At 73.7% G+C, this 15,441-nt stretch carries 15 protein-coding genes and 1 pseudogene; 6 read left to right on the top strand and 10 right to left on the bottom strand.

The window, feature by feature from the left end:
- A partial coding sequence (locus tag ACFF45_RS18470) for a serine/threonine-protein kinase (protein ID WP_381347283.1) occupies positions 1-1,071 on the bottom strand: 1,071 nt, incomplete at its 3' end.
- A gap of 242 nt (positions 1,072-1,313) precedes the next feature.
- On the opposite strand from ACFF45_RS18470, the gene ACFF45_RS18465 reads away from it, so the two are divergent.
- From ACFF45_RS18465 to ACFF45_RS18455, 3 genes are all read left to right on the top strand, one after another.
- Positions 1,314-2,669: an aspartate aminotransferase family protein gene (locus ACFF45_RS18465; protein ID WP_381347282.1), complete on the top strand. Its 1,356-nt coding sequence runs from the start codon at positions 1,314-1,316 to the stop codon at positions 2,667-2,669.
- A gap of 103 nt (positions 2,670-2,772) precedes the next feature.
- Positions 2,773-3,483 carry a GntR family transcriptional regulator gene (locus ACFF45_RS18460; protein ID WP_381347280.1) on the top strand — a complete coding sequence of 237 codons (711 nt, stop codon included), beginning with the start codon at positions 2,773-2,775 and terminating at the stop codon, positions 3,481-3,483.
- Between the two features lie 102 nt (positions 3,484-3,585).
- On the top strand, positions 3,586-4,236 hold the full coding sequence (locus ACFF45_RS18455; RefSeq protein ID WP_381347278.1) for a putative DNA-mimic protein: 651 nt from the start codon (positions 3,586-3,588) through the stop codon (positions 4,234-4,236).
- Here ACFF45_RS18455 and ACFF45_RS18450 read toward each other — a convergent pair.
- The gene (locus tag ACFF45_RS18450; RefSeq protein ID WP_381347276.1) at positions 4,229-4,687 is read right to left on the bottom strand and encodes a hypothetical protein; all 459 of its coding nucleotides are present in this window, start codon (positions 4,685-4,687) and stop codon (positions 4,229-4,231) included. The genes ACFF45_RS18455 and ACFF45_RS18450 overlap by 8 nt on opposite strands.
- Positions 4,688-4,812: 125 nt before the next feature.
- On the opposite strand from ACFF45_RS18450, the gene ACFF45_RS18445 reads away from it, so the two are divergent.
- Positions 4,813-5,649 (top strand): DUF5753 domain-containing protein, encoded by an 837-nt coding sequence (locus ACFF45_RS18445; RefSeq protein WP_381347274.1) that lies wholly within the window; start codon positions 4,813-4,815, stop codon positions 5,647-5,649.
- Positions 5,646-5,849, top strand: coding sequence for a DUF397 domain-containing protein (locus tag ACFF45_RS18440; protein WP_381347272.1), 204 nt, complete (start codon positions 5,646-5,648; stop codon positions 5,847-5,849). The genes ACFF45_RS18445 and ACFF45_RS18440 overlap by 4 nt, the downstream gene beginning before the upstream one ends.
- Here ACFF45_RS18440 and ACFF45_RS18435 read toward each other — a convergent pair.
- A complete protein-coding gene (locus tag ACFF45_RS18435; protein WP_381347270.1) occupies positions 5,833-7,116 on the bottom strand; it encodes an adenylosuccinate synthase in 1,284 nt (427 codons plus the stop codon). The genes ACFF45_RS18440 and ACFF45_RS18435 overlap by 17 nt on opposite strands.
- A 185-nt stretch (positions 7,117-7,301) precedes the next feature.
- Here ACFF45_RS18435 and ACFF45_RS18430 point away from each other — a divergent pair, with 185 nt between their 5' ends.
- Entirely contained in the window at positions 7,302-8,168 is an 867-nt protein-coding gene (locus tag ACFF45_RS18430; protein WP_381347268.1) for a diacylglycerol kinase family protein, read from the top strand.
- On the opposite strand, the gene ACFF45_RS18425 is transcribed toward ACFF45_RS18430, so the two are convergent.
- The 7 genes and pseudogenes from ACFF45_RS18425 to ACFF45_RS18395 form a co-directional block, all read right to left on the bottom strand.
- Complete coding sequence (locus tag ACFF45_RS18425; protein WP_381347266.1) at positions 8,149-9,369, bottom strand: cytochrome P450; 1,221 nt, start codon at positions 9,367-9,369, stop codon at positions 8,149-8,151. The two genes, ACFF45_RS18430 and ACFF45_RS18425, sit on opposite strands and share 20 nt — an antisense overlap.
- A gap of 75 nt (positions 9,370-9,444) precedes the next feature.
- Positions 9,445-10,110: a response regulator gene (locus tag ACFF45_RS18420; RefSeq protein WP_381347264.1), complete on the bottom strand. Its 666-nt coding sequence runs from the start codon at positions 10,108-10,110 to the stop codon at positions 9,445-9,447.
- Complete coding sequence (locus tag ACFF45_RS18415) at positions 10,107-11,453, bottom strand: sensor histidine kinase (protein ID WP_381347262.1); 1,347 nt, start codon at positions 11,451-11,453, stop codon at positions 10,107-10,109. The genes ACFF45_RS18420 and ACFF45_RS18415 overlap by 4 nt, the downstream gene beginning before the upstream one ends.
- A gap of 168 nt (positions 11,454-11,621) precedes the next feature.
- Positions 11,622-12,515 (bottom strand): alpha/beta hydrolase, encoded by an 894-nt coding sequence (locus ACFF45_RS18410; RefSeq protein ID WP_381347260.1) that lies wholly within the window; start codon positions 12,513-12,515, stop codon positions 11,622-11,624.
- Between the two features lie 147 nt (positions 12,516-12,662).
- Positions 12,663-13,871, bottom strand: coding sequence for a kynureninase (gene kynU, locus ACFF45_RS18405; RefSeq protein WP_381347258.1), 1,209 nt, complete (start codon positions 13,869-13,871; stop codon positions 12,663-12,665).
- Positions 13,864-14,717: pseudogene (locus ACFF45_RS18400) on the bottom strand (tryptophan 2,3-dioxygenase family protein). Before ACFF45_RS18400 ends, kynU begins: the two are co-directional and overlap by 8 nt.
- Before the next feature lie 310 nt (positions 14,718-15,027).
- Complete coding sequence (locus ACFF45_RS18395) at positions 15,028-15,435, bottom strand: DUF3151 domain-containing protein (RefSeq protein WP_381347289.1); 408 nt, start codon at positions 15,433-15,435, stop codon at positions 15,028-15,030.
- Between the last annotated feature and the right edge of the window lie 6 nt (positions 15,436-15,441).

Here is a 15,441-nt window from a genome sequence, read left to right as displayed (position 1 = left end):
CGGTGCGGCGCCCTGGGCCGCGGCCGCGGTGGGCGTCCGGTCCTGCGGTCGCGGGCCCGGCCGCTGCCCCGCCGCGGCGGGCAGCGCCTCGTCGGCGGCGGAGGCGTGCTCGGGTGTGGTGCGCCGACCGGCGTCGGTGCCGCCGGCCGCCTGCGGGTCCTCCGTGTCCAGCAGCCGCACCGCGTGCCGGCCGAGCTGGGCCACCAGCGCGCCCGGCAGCCAGGGATCCCGGGACCGCCCGCCGGTGACCGTGTCCTCCGCGCCCGTGCGGCGCAGGACGTCGTCCAGCGTCGGCCGGGCGGCCGGGTCCTTGCGCAGGCAGTCGCGGACGAGGTCGGCGACGCCCTCGGGGACGCCGTCCAGGCCGGGTTCCTCCTGGGCGATGCGGAACATCAGGGCGTGCACCCCGCTGTCGGCGCCGCCGAAGGGGAGGGTGCCGGTCGCGGCGTAGGCGAGGACCGAGCCGAGGCAGAAGACGTCGCAGGCCGGGGTGATGCGGTCGCCGCGCACCTGCTCGGGCGCCATGAAACCGGGCGAGCCGACGAGGGCGCCGGTCCGGGTCAGGCCCCCGTCGGTCACCGTCTCCATCGCCCGCGCGATCCCGAAGTCGATGACCCGGGGCCCGTCGATGGTCACCAGCACGTTGGACGGCTTGAGGTCGCGGTGCACGATCCCGGCGGCGTGGATGTCCTTCAGCGCGTGCGCCAGCCCGGCCGCCAGGATCCGCACCGACCGCTCGGGCAGCGCCCCGTGCTCCCGCCCGACGACCTGCTGCAGGCTCGGCCCCGCGACATAGCCGGTGGCCACCCACGGCACGGCCGCCTCGGTGTCGGCGTCGAGCACGGGCGCGGTCCAGTGGCCGCCGACCCGCCGCGCGGCCTGCACCTCCTGCCGGAACCGGGCGCGGAACTCCTCCTGCGCGGCCAGCTCCGCGCGCACCAGCTTGACCGCGACGGTCCGCCCCCGGTCCGAGCGCGCCAGATACACCTGCCCCATCCCGCCGGCGCCGAGCCGCGCCAGCAGCCGGTAGGCACCGATCCGCGGTGGATCCCCAGGCCCCAGTGTGTCCACGGCGAAACCCGCCTCCCCCATCCGCCCTGTGCGTTGACCGAAGAATAATGCGGCGGTACGGAGAGACGGCCGGGCCGCTGCCCGCGGTTCCGCACCGGAGGCCGGCGTTCCGCGGCCCGTCGCCCCACGTCCGGCGGCCGCGCGTGCCGGGGCGGGCCGTCGACAGTCTGTCGCGGAATGTGCGCGACCCCATACAGGACGCCGATGTCGCGTCCGCATCCCGGACATTTACCCTCGGCGGCATGACCCCTCAGCCCCATTCCGCCGCCGGCGCAGCCGTGAAGGCCGCGGACCGCGCGCACGTGTTCCACTCCTGGTCCGCGCAGGAGCTCATCGACCCGCTCGCCGTCGCCGGTGCGGAGGGCTCGTACTTCTGGGACTACGACGGCAACCGCTACCTCGACTTCACCAGCGGCCTCGTCTTCACCAACATCGGCTACCAGCACCCCAAGGTCGTCGCCGCGATCCAGGAGCAGGCCGCGACCCTGTCCACCTTCGCGCCCGCCTTCGCCGTCGAGGCCCGCTCCGAGGCCGCCCGGCTGATCGCCGAGCGCACCCCCGGCGACCTGGACAAGATCTTCTTCACCAACGGCGGCGCCGACGCCGTCGAGCACGCGGTGCGCATGGCCCGGCTGCACACGGGCCGCCCCAAGGTGCTCTCGGCCTACCGCTCGTACCACGGCGGCACCCAGCAGGCGATCAACCTCAGCGGCGATCCGCGCCGCTGGGCCAACGACAGCGGCGCCGCGGGCGTCGTCCACTTCTGGGCGCCCTTCCTCTACCGCTCGCGCTTCTACGCCGAGACCGAGGAGCAGGAGTGCGCCCGGGCGCTGGAGCACCTGGAGTCGACGATCGTCTTCGAGGGCCCGGCGACCATCGCCGCGATCGTCCTGGAGACGATCCCGGGCACCGCGGGGATCATGGTGCCGCCGCCCGGGTACCTGGCGGGCGTCCGCCGGCTCTGCGACACGTACGGGATCGTCTTCGTGCTGGACGAGGTGATGGCCGGGTTCGGGCGGACCGGCGAGTGGTTCGCGGCCGACCTGTTCGACGTCGTGCCCGACCTGATGACCTTCGCCAAGGGCGTCAACTCCGGGTACGTGCCGCTGGGCGGCGTGGCCATCTGCGGGGAGATCGCCGAGACCTTCGGCAAGCGGCCGTACCCGGGCGGCCTGACGTACTCCGGCCACCCGCTCGCCTGCGCCGCCGCCGTCGCGACGATCGGCGTGATGGCCGAGGAGGGCGTCGTGGAGCACGCCGCCCGGCTGGGCGCCGAGGTCGTCGGGCCGGCCCTGCGGGAGCTGGCCGAGCGGCACCCGTGCGTGGGCGAGGTGCGCGGCGTCGGCATGTTCTGGGCGCTCGACCTGGTCAGGAACAAGGAGACGCGCGAGCCGCTGGTGCCGTACAACGCGGCCGGCGAGGCCAACGCCCCGATGGCGGCCTTCGCCGCGGCGGCGAAGGCGGGCGGGGTGTGGCCGTTCGTGAACATGAACCGGACGCACGTCGTGCCGCCGTGCAACGTGAACGAGGAGGAGCTGAAGGCAGGGCTGGCGGCGCTGGACGCGGCCCTGTCGGTGGCCGACGAGCACACCGCGTGAGCACGGCCCGGCCGGGCCGGACCGGCCGGGAAACGCGTAAGGTGGCGTGCTCGTGGGCACCCCACGAGCACGCCATCCGCACGCGACGAGGAGACCTCCGATCATGCCCGGCACCGGCGGCAACGGCGCTGTGACCCGCAGCACCCTGCGGCAGCAGATCGCGGACGCGCTCCGCGACGAGGTGCTGGCCGGGCGGTTGCAGCCGGGGCAGGAGTTCACGGTCAGGGAGATCGCCGACCAGTACGGGGTCTCCGCGACGCCGGTGCGCGAGGCGCTGGTCGACCTGTCCGCGCAGGGGCTGCTCGACGCGCTCCAGCACCGGGGCTTCCGGGTCCGCGAGTACTCCTTCGCCGACTTCCGCGGGCTGGTCGAGGCCCGCAGCCTGGTCATCGACGGCATGTTCCACGCCCTGGAGCACGGCCGGGGCGGCCCGCCCCACTTCCGGGATCCGGGCGATCCGTTCACGGCCACCGCGCTCGCGGGCGTGCGCCGGCGCGGCGAGGAGGCGCAGCGCGCCGCGTGCGCCGGTGACCTCCCCGTCCTGATCGGCTACGACCTGCGCTTCTGGCGCGAGCTGAGCAGCCTGTTCGGCAACCCCTACCTGGTGGACTTCCTGCACCGGCTGCGCGTGCAGTCCTGGGTGGGCGCGGTGCAGCATCTGCGCCGGCTCCCCGATCTGCGCGGGCACCTGTGGGCCGGCCACACCGAACTGATCGACGCGCTGTGCCGACGCGACACCGAGGCCGCGCGCTCCCTGGTGGCCGCGCACAACGCGCACGCGCTGGCTCTGATCGAGCGGCTGGCCACCGGCTGACGTGGGTATGGGACCTGCACGCGGGGTCCCGCCCCGCAGTACCCGGATTACCCTTCTGCGACCGACACGCTGTGCGCCGCCTGTGTGGTGAGGAGCCCTCTTTTGGCCTGTGATCTGTGGCTGGTACCGCTCGTCGACGTGTTGTGCCACACGCCGGACAACCCGTTCGCCGAGGAACTCGCGCAATACAACAAGGTGCTCGCCGAGGCGGGGCTGCCACCGGTGCCGGTGTACCAGTACATGCCGGGCCTGTCCGGCGACGTCGCCCCGGTGGCCGGCTTCGACTACGACGCGCTGCACTTCCTGCGCCGCGCCTACCTGCTCCAGGTGTGCGGCCTGCCGGTGACCCCGGTCGACGAGCTGGGCGGCGACTACGAGCAGTTGCTGGAGATGTTCGAGGGGACGGCCCAGCAGTCGCACCTGGTCTGGCACTACGACCACGCGGGAGCGTACGTCCCCGTCGACTTCCCGCACCCGCTGTCCGACGACGAACTCCTCGCGGGCGGCGGCCCGCTGGGCTCCTCGCAGGCACTGCTGCGGGAGCTGGAGTTCGTGGCCCCGTCGATCGGCATCGACCCGGCCAGCCCGCCGGCGGCCCCGCAGCCGCCCTCGGCGCCCACGGAGCTGGAGGAGCCGGCCGTGCCCGCTCCGTACGACCCCAGCCCGTTCGCCCGCGAGCGCCACGTCTGGCTCGGCCTGCACGCGGCGGCGACCCGCAGCCTGGCACAGGGCTCCATGATCGTCTTCAGCTGAGGGTGCGCCGCCCGCCGGGGCTTCTCGGCTCTTTTCCGGGTTCACCCCCCGGTGGCTCGCACGCGGAGTGAAGGGCGGCGAGGAGCAGCCGCGGGTGGACCAGGCGGCCGGCGGCCGTGGGGCGGTACCGCCAGGAGAGGGGCCAGGTCATGCCGTCGAGGGCGGGGACCGGGATGTACGAGATGTGGTTCGGGCCCGCGGTGAGGCGGGTGACGCCCGGCGGCCACGGACGGTGGGAGGCGCCGCCCACGGGGACGAGGAAGTAGACGCCCCTGCACCCCGTCGACGACTCCACGACGGGGCCGGGCTCCCCGCCGGTCATGCGCGCGAGGTCGTCGGCGAGGGCGCGGCCCCTGTCGCCGTCCACGCGCACCGCGTCGAACCGGACGCCGGCCTTGCGGAGGTGGATTCCGGTGCGGGGGACCCAGTTCGGGTCACATTGCGCATTCATGGGGCCAGTGTCAGTGGGTGGGGCTACGGTTTTCCATGACTCTACGTCGTTGGTCGGACACGGTCCGACAAGAGTAGCGGACAGTTGCGACCGGTTGAGTTCGGTTGAGTTCGGGGGTGACCGCAATGGCGCGGGCTGAGAACAAGACGGAGGCGGGCGGTACGGCCTACATGGTCGCCGCCCTGGCCAAGGCCCTGCGTGAGCAACAGCAGCTCTCGCAGGAGCAGCTGGGGAAGAAGATCGGTTACACGGCGTCGGCGGTCAGCGCCATGGAGACGTGCGCGCAGCCCGCGAGTGATCAGATGCTGGTGCGGTTGGAGGAGGTGATCGGGAGTGGGCTGGGGGTGTTCGAGAAGGCGCGGGAACTGATGCGGCTGGACAAGTATCCGGCGCAGTTCAAGGGCTATGTGGTGCTGGAGCAGAGGGCGCTGACGCTCTCCAGCTACGTGACTTTCGTGGTCCACGGCCTCTTTCAAACCGAGGCATACGCCCGCGCGCTGATCGGTGGTGGCTACCCACCTCTCAAGGAGGAGCGCGTCCAGGAGCTGGTCGAGGCCCGGTTGGCGCGGCGGGCCCTCTTCGAACGGGACCCGACGGCTCTGATCGAGCTGATCATCGAGGAGTCCGCGCTACGGCGCACCATCGGCAGCCGTGAGGTCATGCGTGAGCAGCTGCGACACCTCGCCGAGTGCGCGCAGGGCCGCAACGTCACCCTCCAGGTGCTGCCGGTGGACAGCGGCCTCTGCGGCGAACACGCGGGTGCTCGTGGCGAGATGACGCTGGTGGAAACCCCGGACCACGAGCACCTCGTCTATCTGGAACCGCAGGACGAGAGCATCCTCGTAGGCGACCCGGCAAAGGTGACGACGTACGCGCACCGGTATGCGAAGATCCGTTCCCAGGCCCTGGGCCCTCGTGAATCGCTGGGCCTCATCGAGCGGTTGGCAGGAGAACTCCAGTGACCAGCACTCCGCGGTGGTTCAAGTCCAGCTACAGCAGCGACAGCGGCGGCGAATGCCTCGAAGCGGCCCACGGCCAGGACGTCATACACGTCCGCGACTCCAAAGCCGCCAGCGGCCCACACCTCACCGTCTCCGGTGAGGCCTGGGCCGCCTTCGTCGCGCTGCCGAAGCGGAGCGCTCCGCTCAGAGGAACGAGTTGATCTCGATCGTCTCGTCGCGGCCGGGGCCCACGCCGATCGCGGAGATCGGGGCGCCGGACATCTCCTCCAGGGCCTTGACGTAGGCCTGGGCGTTCTTCGGCAGGTCGGAGAAGGACTTGGCCTTGCTGATGTCCTCCGACCAGCCCGGCAGCATCTCGTAGACCGGCTTCGCGTGGTGGAAGTCGGTCTGCGAGTAGGGCAGCTCCTCGACGCGCTCGCCGTCGATCTCGTAGGCCACGCAGACCGGGATCTGCTCCCAGCCGGTGAGGACGTCGAGCTTGGTGAGGAAGAAGTCGGTCAGGCCGTTCACGCGGGTCGCGTAGCGGGCGATCACCGCGTCGAACCAGCCGCAGCGGCGGTCGCGGCCGGTGGTGACACCGCGCTCGCCGCCGATGCGGCGCAGCGCCTCGCCGTCCTCGTCGAACAGCTCGGTCGGGAAGGGGCCCGCGCCGACGCGGGTCGTGTACGCCTTGAGGATGCCGATGACGCGGCTGATCTTCGTCGGACCGACACCGGCGCCGGTGCAGGCGCCGCCCGCGGTCGGGTTCGACGACGTCACGAACGGGTACGTGCCGTGGTCGATGTCCAGCAGGGTGCCCTGGCCGCCCTCGAACAGGACGACCTTGTCCTCCTCCAGCGCCCGGTTGAGCACCAGGACGGTGTCGGCGACGTACGGGGCGAGCTTGCCGGCGTAGCCCAGCAGTTCCTCGACCACCTGGTCCACGGCGATCGCGCGGCGGTTGTAGAGCTTGGTGAGGACCTGGTTCTTGACGTCGAGCGCCGCCTCGACCTTCTGGGTCAGGATCGACTCGTCGTACAGGTCCTGCACGCGGATGCCGACGCGGTTGATCTTGTCGGCGTACGTCGGGCCGATGCCGCGGCCGGTGGTGCCGATCTTGCGCTTTCCGAGGAAGCGTTCCGTCACCTTGTCGACCGTCACGTTGTACGGCGTGATGATGTGCGCGTTGCCGCTGATCAGGAGCTTGGACGTGTCAACGCCACGCTCGTTCAGCCCGCTCAGCTCGGAGAGCAGGACAGACGGGTCGACGACGACGCCGTTGCCGATGACCGGCGTGCAGCCGGGAGACAGGATTCCGGAAGGGAGCAGGTGGAGCGCGTACTTCTGGTCGCCGACGACGACGGTGTGGCCGGCGTTGTTGCCGCCCTGGTAGCGCACTACGTAGTCGACCGACCCGCCTAGCAGGTCCGTCGCCTTTCCCTTGCCTTCGTCACCCCACTGAGCACCGAGCAGCACAAGTGCGGGCACGCGCGTACACCCCTTCCGGGCGGGGCATGTCCATGGTCGAGGGCGTACGCGGTGGCTCGTGCCGCCGCGTGCCCGCGGCCGTCGTTGGCCGCAACCGTCGGACCGGGTGCCCCGGAATAGACGAAACCCCTGGCGCAATAGCGCAAGGGGCTCTTGCACAAAGATGCTACCCGAGGAAGCGAGGCATGACCGAGGTGGCGACTTCCGCGATGTCCGATCAGCTGCTGGTGATCATCGATCCGGTCGCTCGGAGGACGGACGGGGAGTCCGTCCGCATCGCGAAAGACGTGCTCAGCGCGGGTGCGGCCACCAAGGTGTGCCTGCCGGACGGGCCGGAGGAGTTCGCCCGGGCCCTCCAGCGCAGGGGGTCTCGGCGGCCGGTGGTGATCGGTGACGACCGGGCGCTGGTGCGGGCGGTGTCCCTGCTGCACCGCCGCCGGGAGCTGGCCGGAAGTGTGCTGGCGGTCGTCCCCGTGGGGACCTCTCTGGGGCTCGCCTCGGCGCTGGGGGTGCCCACGAGCGCGGTGTCGGCGGCACGGGCCGTGCTGGAGGGGGCGGAGCGGCGGCTGGACCTGCTCGTCGACGACAGCGACGGGGTGGTGCTGGGCGCGCTGCGGATACCGCCGGTGCCGCTGGGCAGGGCGGGCGCGGCGGTGGCGCGGGCGCCCTGGCTGCGGACCTGCCAGTCCCTCGTGCGCACCCTGGTGCCGGTCCGTCCGGCGCGCGTCGCGTCGGCGCCCGCGCCCGGCCCGGCACGGCTGCGGGTGGAGGTCGACGGGTCGACGCTGGTGGATCTGGGCCAGCCGGTCGAGGGGGTGTCCGTCACCCCGGGCGGCTCCGGGGCGGCGGAGGTCGAGGTGCGCCCGCTGTCGGTGGGCGCGGCGGCCGCGCCGCTGCGCGCGCAGGGGCGCACGGTGACCGTCTCCGGCACGGACTTCCGCTACCACTCGGACGCCGGCGTCAGCGGCCCGGTACGGACCCGGACGTGGCGGGTGCGGGAGGGGGCGTGGGGGCTGATGCTGCCCGGCGGGATCACCCCACCCGCACGGTGAGCCCCTGCAACCCCCTGATCACGAAGTTCGGCCTGCGCCGGGGCTCGGTGGTGGGGGTCAGGGCCGGGGCCCGGGCCAGGAGGGCCCTCATCGACGCCGCGAGCTCCATGCGGGCCAGGGGGGCGCCGATGCAGTAGTGGATGCCGGCGCTGAAGGAGATGTGCGGGTTGTCCCGGCGGGTCAGGTCGAGGCGGGCGGGCCGGGCGAAGACCTCGTCGTCGTGGTTGGCCGAGCCGAAGAGCATCGCGATCTCCGCGCCCCGCGGGACCGTCGTCCCGTCGATCTCGATGTCGTCCAGGACCCAGCGCTCGAAGAGCTGGAGCGGGGTGTCGTAGCGCATCAGCTCCTCGACGGCCGAGGGGACGAGGGAGTGGTCGGCGCGCAGGGCCGCCAGCTGGTCCGGGTTGCGGAACAGCGCCCACCAGCCGCTGACCGTGGCGTTCACCGTGGCCTCGTGCCCCGCGTTCAGCAGCAGCACCGCCGTCGAGACCATCTCCTGCTCGGTCAGCCGCTCACCCTCGTCGTGTGCCGCGATCAGACCGGAGATCAGGTCCTCCCCCGGCTCCGCCCGGCGCCGCGCGATCAGCTCCCGCAGGTACGCCGAGAACTCGGCCGAGGCCCGCACCGCCCGCGCCGCCGTCTCCTCGGACGGGTTCAGCTCGTACATCCCGCAGATCTCCGCCGACCAGGGGCGCAGCGGGCCCCGGTCCGGCCCGGGGATGCCGAGCAGCTCGGCGATCACCGCGACCGGGAGGGGTTCGGCCACGTCGGTCAGCAGGTCGCCGCCGCCCGCCTCGACCAGCGCCGCGACGAGGTCCCCGGCGAGCTTCTCGACGTACGGCCTCAGCCGCTCCACGGTGCGCGGGGTGAACGCCTTCGACACCAGGCGCCGGATCCGGGTGTGGTCCGGCGGCTCCAGGTCGAGCATCCCGTGGTCGTTGAGCGTGTGGAACGGCTCGTGCTCCGGCGGGGGCGGGGTCCGGCCGAACTCCTCGTGCGTGAACCGGTGCCGGTAGGCGCGGCCCAGGCGCCGGTCGCGCAGCAGCGCCGAGACGTCCGCGTGGTGCGGGACCAGCCACTGGCCGGTGGGCTCGTAGCGGATCACGCGGCCCCGGGCCCGCAGCTCCGCGTAGGCGGGGTACGGGTCGGCGAGGAACGCCGGGTCCCAGGGGTCGAAGGCGAGATCGGGAGCGGCTGCCATGAACGGACGCTAACGCGGCGGGCCGGTCGCTGAACAGGGGGCCGTACGGCGCGGACGGCGGCGGCCGGGACGCGCTCAGCCCGGGGTCACCAGCCGCGCCTCGTAGGCGAACACCGCCGCCTGCGTGCGGTCCCGCAGGCCCAGCTTCACCAGGATCCGGCTGACGTGGGTCTTGATCGTCGACTCGGCCACCACCAGCCGGCCGGCGATCTCCGCGTTCGACAGGCCCTGGGCGATCAGGACCAGCACCTCCGTCTCCCGCTCGGTGAGGTCCCCGTAGGCGGCCTGGGCGGTGGCCGGCAGGGCCGAGGGCCCGGAGAGCCTGGAGAACTCCGTGATCAGCCGCCTGGTGACGGACGGGGCCAGCAGGGCCTCACCGGAGGCCACCACCCGGACGCCGTCGGCGAGCTGCCGCGCCGAGGCGTCCTTGAGCAGGAAGCCGGAGGCGCCCGCCCGCAGCGCCTGGTACACGTACTCGTCCAGGTCGAACGTGGTCAGCACCAGCACCTTCGCCGCGCCGTCCGCAGCGATGATCTCCCGGGTCGCCTCGATGCCGTTCAGCTCGGGCATCCGGATGTCCATCAGCACCACGTCCGGAGCCAGTTCGCGGACCTGCTCGACCGCCTCCCGGCCGTTGACCGCCTCGCCGACGACCTCGATGTCCGGCATCGCGTTCAGCAGCACGGAGAAGCCCTCGCGGACCATCATCTGGTCGTCCGCGACCAGGACGCGGATGGTCATGCCTCTCCTTCGCTCACCGTGGCCACCGGCAGGAACACCGCCACCTCGTAGCCGCCGTCGTCCGTGGCGCCCGCCGTCATCCCGCCCTTCAGCATGGTGACGCGTTCGCGCATGCCGGTGATGCCGTGGCCGGCGCCGGGCGAGGGCTTCACCGGGGCCGGGTACGGGGGCGGGCCGTTGACGACGCGCAGGCCCAGGCCGCCGAGGACGTAGCCGATCTCGACCCGGGCGGTCGCGCCGGGCGCGTGCCGCAGGGTGTTGCTGAGCGCCTCCTGGACGATGCGGTACGCCGACAGCCCCACCCCCTGCGGCAGTTCCCGCACCGCTCCGGTCACGGCCTTGTCGACGGTCAGGCCCGCGTCGCGCACGTTGGCGAGCAGCGCGTCCAGGTCGGCGAGGGTGGGCTGCGGGGCCTCGGGCGCCTCGTAGTCCTCGGCGCGTACGACGCCCAGCACCCGGCGCAGCTCGGTCAGGGCCGCCACCGCGTTCTCCCGGATGGTGGCGAAGGCCCGCTCCAGCTCCGGGGGCGGGTTCTGCACCCGGTAGGGCGCGGCCTCCGCCTGGATGGCCACGACCGACATGTGGTGGGCGACGACGTCGTGCAGTTCGCGGGCGATCGTCGTGCGTTCCTCCAGCAGCGTGCGGCGGGAGCGCTCGTGCGCGGTGACCGTCCGCTGGGCGGTCACCTCCTGCCGGGCCTGGCGGCGTATGTGCAGCACGGCGACGGACAGCAGCGCGAACGCCGACAGGACCAGCATCGGGCCGGTGGTGCTGTCGTAGTAGCCCGAGTGGTGCAGGGTGTCCGCGAAGAGCCCGTAGACCAGGGTCAGCACCCACATCCACGCGGCCGTACGCGGCCGGGTGCGCACGGCGACCACGGTCAGCACGGTCAGGTGCGTCAGGAAGCTGCCGGGCGGCCACGGCCACTCGTACCAGCCGCCGTAGCACAGGCCGGAGACCGGGGCCGCCGCCAGGGACGCCCAGAAGGCGCCGACCGGGCGGACCAGGGTCAGCAGGACCGGGGCCAGGGCGAGGAGGCCGGCCAGCACGTCGAGGAACGCGCCGCGGCTGGACTCGTACCCGACGAGCATCGCCAGCAGGCCCGCCGCCCCCACCACCGCGTGCGGGGCCCACTGCGCGTACTGCCGCGCCCGGCCCGTCAGCCGGCGCGTCACGGGGCCGTCGACGCTCCTGCGGGGCAGCGGGCGGTAGGCGAAGGCGTCGTCGAAGAGGTCCTGGCGCAGCCCGCGCAGGGCGTCCAGGGCCAGCCGGAACTCGGGGCTGCGCGCCGCGGCACCGCCCGGCGGGGCCGGCGGGGTGTGCGTCTGGGTCGTCTCGGTCACGTGCGAAACCGTACGGCCGGGCGGGGGCCCCGGTCGTCCCCAGCGAGAGGGGTCCTGCGGGGTCCGTCTCAGGTACTACGGGTACCGGGCCCACGGGGGCCGGGCCCGCACCGGGCGCGTTCCCGCTCACCGGGCCGGACGCCCCGGCCGACGCGGCCACGCGCGTGCTCACCACGCCAGCTGGGCGATCTCCTCCACCACCACCGCGCACGCGTCCGCCACCGGGTCGATCAGCGGGAAGTGACCGGTGTCCGCCAGCAGCGTCAGCCCCACCATCTCGCCCGCCTTCGCCGCCGCCGCCGCGTACGCCTCGGCGACGGCCGGCGGGACGTCGGCGTCCGCGCGGCCCTGGACGAGCGTCGTGGCGATGCCGGTCGGCAGCAGGAGCGCCGGGTCGGCGTACGGCTGCCGGGCCGCGAAGTGCTCCGGCCCGCCCAGCAGCTGACCGGCCGCGCCCCCGCACACCTCCAGCTTCCCGGCCACCGCGAAGTCGGCGATCGGGGCCAGGGCCACCACGCCCCGCAGCGGCGCGGGCCGGTCCGTGCGCCAGGGCGCGTCCGCCGGGAGGACGTGCCGGGCGGCCGCCCACAGCGCCAGGTGCCCGCCCGCCGAGTGGCCGGTGAGCACCGTGCGGCGCGGGTCGGCCCGCGGCAGGGCCTCCCGTACGAGGGCGGGCAGCGCGTCCAGCGCCGCGGCGACGTCGTCGAACGTCTCCGGCCAGCGGCCGGCGACCGGCCCGGCGTCCCCGTCCGGCCGCTCCGCGCCCCTGCGGTACTCGACGCTCGCCACGGCGAACCCCTGGCGCGCCAGGAAGCCCGCGAACGGGCTGACGTGCCGGCGGTCGTACGGCGCCCGCCACGAGCCCCCGTGCAGCACCACGACGAGCGGGGCGGAGGCCGCCACCGCCGGCTCCGCGGCCCCCGGGCCGTGCGGGGCGTAGAAGTCGACGACCTGGTCGGGATGATCGCCGTACGCGGCCGTGGCGTCGGGGGCGACGGCCGGGTGCGAGAAGGCGGACTCCTCCTCGGCGGCGGCCCGGGCTGCTGCGGCGTCGTCCGGCATGCTCCAACCTCTCAACGACGTGACGGGGGTGGCGGACCAGGGGGGAGGTCGGCCGTCGGCGGGGACGGTATCAGGCCGGTGACGTGGGACCACACGGGGATGTCACCCACGGTGAGGGTCAGGTGAACCGTTTTGGCGAGACGCCCCTCAGGTGGTGAGCACCTCCCCCAGCACCCGCCCCGCCCGCTCCACGTCCGCGAAGCCCACGTACAGCGGCGTGAAGCCGAAGCGCAGGATGTCGGGGGCGCGGAAGTCGCCGACCACGCCCCGCTCGACCAGCCGCCGCATCACGTCCCCCGCGCCGGGGCACCGCAGCGCGACCTGGCTGCCGCGCTCCGCGTGGGCGAGCGGGGTCACCGACTCCACCCGCCCCGCCGGCACGTACTCCGCCACGCACTCCAGGAAGAAGTCCGTCAGGGCGAGGGACTTCGCGCGCACGGCCTCGACCGACACGCCGTCCCACACCTCCAGCGCCGCCTCCAGGGCCAGCATCGACAGGATGTCCGGCGTCCCGACCCGGCCGCGCACCGCGCCCCGCGCGGGCTCGTAGGAGCCGCGCATGCCGAAGGGCTCCGCGTGTGAGTTCCACCCCGGCAGCGGGGAGTCGAAACGGTCCTGGAGGCCGGCCCGCACATACAGGTACGCCGGTGCGCCCGGCCCTCCGTTGAGGTACTTGTACGTGCAGCCGACCGCCAGGTCCACGCCGTGCTCGTCCAGCCCCACCGGCAGCGCGCCCGCGCTGTGGCACAGGTCCCACACCGCCACCGCGCCCGCCGCGCGCACCGCGGCGGTCAGGCCGGGCAGGTCGTGCAGCCGGCCCGTGCGGTAGTCGACGTGGTTCAGCAGCACGGCGGCCGTACGCCCGGACAGCACGGACGCCACCTCGCCCGGCGGCACCGGACGCAGCGTGCACCCGGTCAGCCGGGCCGCCGACCCGGCGATGTACCCGTCCGTGGGGAAGGTGGTGGCGTCCACGACGATCTCGTCCCGCCCGTCCCCGGCCAGCCGCACCGCCGCCACCAGCGCCTTGAAGACGTTGACGCTGGTCGAGTCGCCGACGACGACCTGCCCGGGGCCCGCCCCGACCAGGGGGGCGATGCGGTCGCCGATCCGCTCGGGCGCGGTCCACCAGCCGCTCTCCTCCCACGAGCGGATGCGCAGGCGCCCCCACTGCCGGCGGACGACGTCCGCCACCCGGCCGGGCACCGCGGCCGGCAGCGCGCCCAGCGAGTTGCCGTCCAGGTACACCACGTCGTCCAGGACGAACGCCGACCGCTTCCCCGCGAGGGGGTCCTCGGCGTCCCGCTTCCCGGCCTGCGCGACCAGCTCGGACCGGCGACCGTTCGGCTCAGACATACGACCGCGCCGTCCACAGCTCGGGGAAGACGTTCTTGCCGGCCCGCTTCTCCAGCCACGCCACACCGGCCGAGCCGCCCGTGCCGGGCTTGCCGCCCATCGCGCGGCGGGTGGCGACCAGGTGGTCGTTGCGCCAGCGCCACACCAGCTCCGCCACGTCGGTCAGCGCCTCGCCGAGGCGGACCGGTTCGGCGTCCTGGTCACCGGCGTACACGGCCGCCCACACCGCCTCGACCTCGTCCGACGGCTCGTAGCGCCGCGACACGTCCCGCCGCAGCACGGACTCCGGGACGGCGTGCCCGCGCCGCGCCAGCAGCCGCAGCACCTCGTCGTACAGGCTCGGCCGGTGCAGCGCCTTCTCCAGCTCGGCGTGCACGCGGGGCGTGCCCCGGTGCGGCACCAGCATCGACGCGGACTTCTCCCCGAGCAGGAACTCCATCCGCCGGTACATCGCCGACTGGAATCCGGAGCCCTCACCGAGGGCGGAGCGGTACGCGTTGAACTGGGCCGGCGTCAACTGCCCGAGCGGCTTCCAGGAGGCGTTCAGCGCCTCCAGCTCGCGGGCGGAACGCTTCAGCGCCGCGACGGCCACCGGCACGTCGTCCTCGCGCAGCGCCTGCGCCGCGGTCTCCCACTCGTGGACGACGACGGTGAACCACAGCTCCATCACCTGGGTCGTGACCAGGAAGACCAGCTCCCCGGGATCGTCCGAGACAGGGTGCTGGAGGTGGGTGAGCACATCCGCCCTGACGTATCCTCGTACGGCGTCGTGCCCGCGTTCCAGTCGGTCTTCGGGTCGAGAGGCGGGGTCTCGGGCTCATGCGTGTCGAGAGCCTCTTGGGACATCGCTGTCTCCTGCGGTGACTCCGGGTAGCGGTCCGCCCCTGCCGTTACCGACACGGGGGCCCCGGTCCCCACCCCGCATGGTCGGGGATGCCCCGGTGACGCGCAAGGCCGGCCTGATCACGGACGGGCCCGCGGATACACGGCGCCAGTGCCGCGGCAGGCCACGTCTGCCCGTGGCGGAGCGGCGTCCGGTGCGTGCCCTCGGCGGGCCGGCCGGAAGCCCTCGTACGGGACGTACTCGGGCTTCCGGCCGGTGCGGCGGGAGTGCGTGCCGGACGCCGCGACGGGGCGAACGCTGCCTGCCGCGGCACTAGCCGAGGGTCTGGGCGGCCACCGGTGAGGAGTCCTTCAGGAACTGGCTGCAGCGCTCGTGCTCCTCCTGCTCGCCGATCGCGCCCGCCGCGCGGGCGAGGGCGTGCAGGGCGCGCAGGAAGCCGCGGTTCGGCTCGTGCTCCCACGGCACGGGCCCGTGGCCCTTCCAGCCGCTGCGGCGCAGGGCGTCCAGGCCGCGGTGGTAGCCCGTCCGGGCGTAGGCGTACGACTCCACGACGCTGCCCCGCTCGAACGCCTCGTCGGCCAGCTGGGCCCACGCCAGCGAGGACGTCGGGTACTTCGCCGCGACGTCGGCGGACGGGGTGCCGCCCGCGAGCAGCTCGCGCGGCTCCGGGTCGTCGGGGAGGTGGGTCGGGGGCGGTCCCCCGAGGAGGTTCTGGTGCATCGTCAT

The organism is Streptomyces cinereospinus, from assembly GCF_042430725.1.
GTDB classification, from domain to species: domain Bacteria; phylum Actinomycetota; class Actinomycetes; order Streptomycetales; family Streptomycetaceae; genus Streptomyces; species Streptomyces cinereospinus.
The sequence above is the reverse complement of the archived record's forward strand: the minus strand, read 5'-3'. Positions and strand labels throughout refer to the sequence as shown.

Coding starts and splice junctions, on each gene's coding strand:
- ACFF45_RS18465 (WP_381347282.1), top strand. CDS start 1,314: ATGACCCCTCAGCCCCATTCCGCCGCCGGCGCAGCCGTGAAGGCCGCG.
- ACFF45_RS18460 (WP_381347280.1), top strand. CDS start 2,773: ATGCCCGGCACCGGCGGCAACGGCGCTGTGACCCGCAGCACCCTGCGG.
- ACFF45_RS18450 (WP_381347276.1), bottom strand. CDS start 4,687: ATGAATGCGCAATGTGACCCGAACTGGGTCCCCCGCACCGGAATCCAC.
- ACFF45_RS18445 (WP_381347274.1), top strand. CDS start 4,813: ATGGCGCGGGCTGAGAACAAGACGGAGGCGGGCGGTACGGCCTACATG.
- ACFF45_RS18430 (WP_381347268.1), top strand. CDS start 7,302: ATGACCGAGGTGGCGACTTCCGCGATGTCCGATCAGCTGCTGGTGATC.
- ACFF45_RS18425 (WP_381347266.1), bottom strand. CDS start 9,369: ATGGCAGCCGCTCCCGATCTCGCCTTCGACCCCTGGGACCCGGCGTTC.
- ACFF45_RS18420 (WP_381347264.1), bottom strand. CDS start 10,110: ATGACCATCCGCGTCCTGGTCGCGGACGACCAGATGATGGTCCGCGAG.
- ACFF45_RS18410 (WP_381347260.1), bottom strand. CDS start 12,515: ATGCCGGACGACGCCGCAGCAGCCCGGGCCGCCGCCGAGGAGGAGTCC.
- kynU (WP_381347258.1), bottom strand. CDS start 13,871: ATGTCTGAGCCGAACGGTCGCCGGTCCGAGCTGGTCGCGCAGGCCGGG.
- ACFF45_RS18395 (WP_381347289.1), bottom strand. CDS start 15,435: ATGCACCAGAACCTCCTCGGGGGACCGCCCCCGACCCACCTCCCCGAC.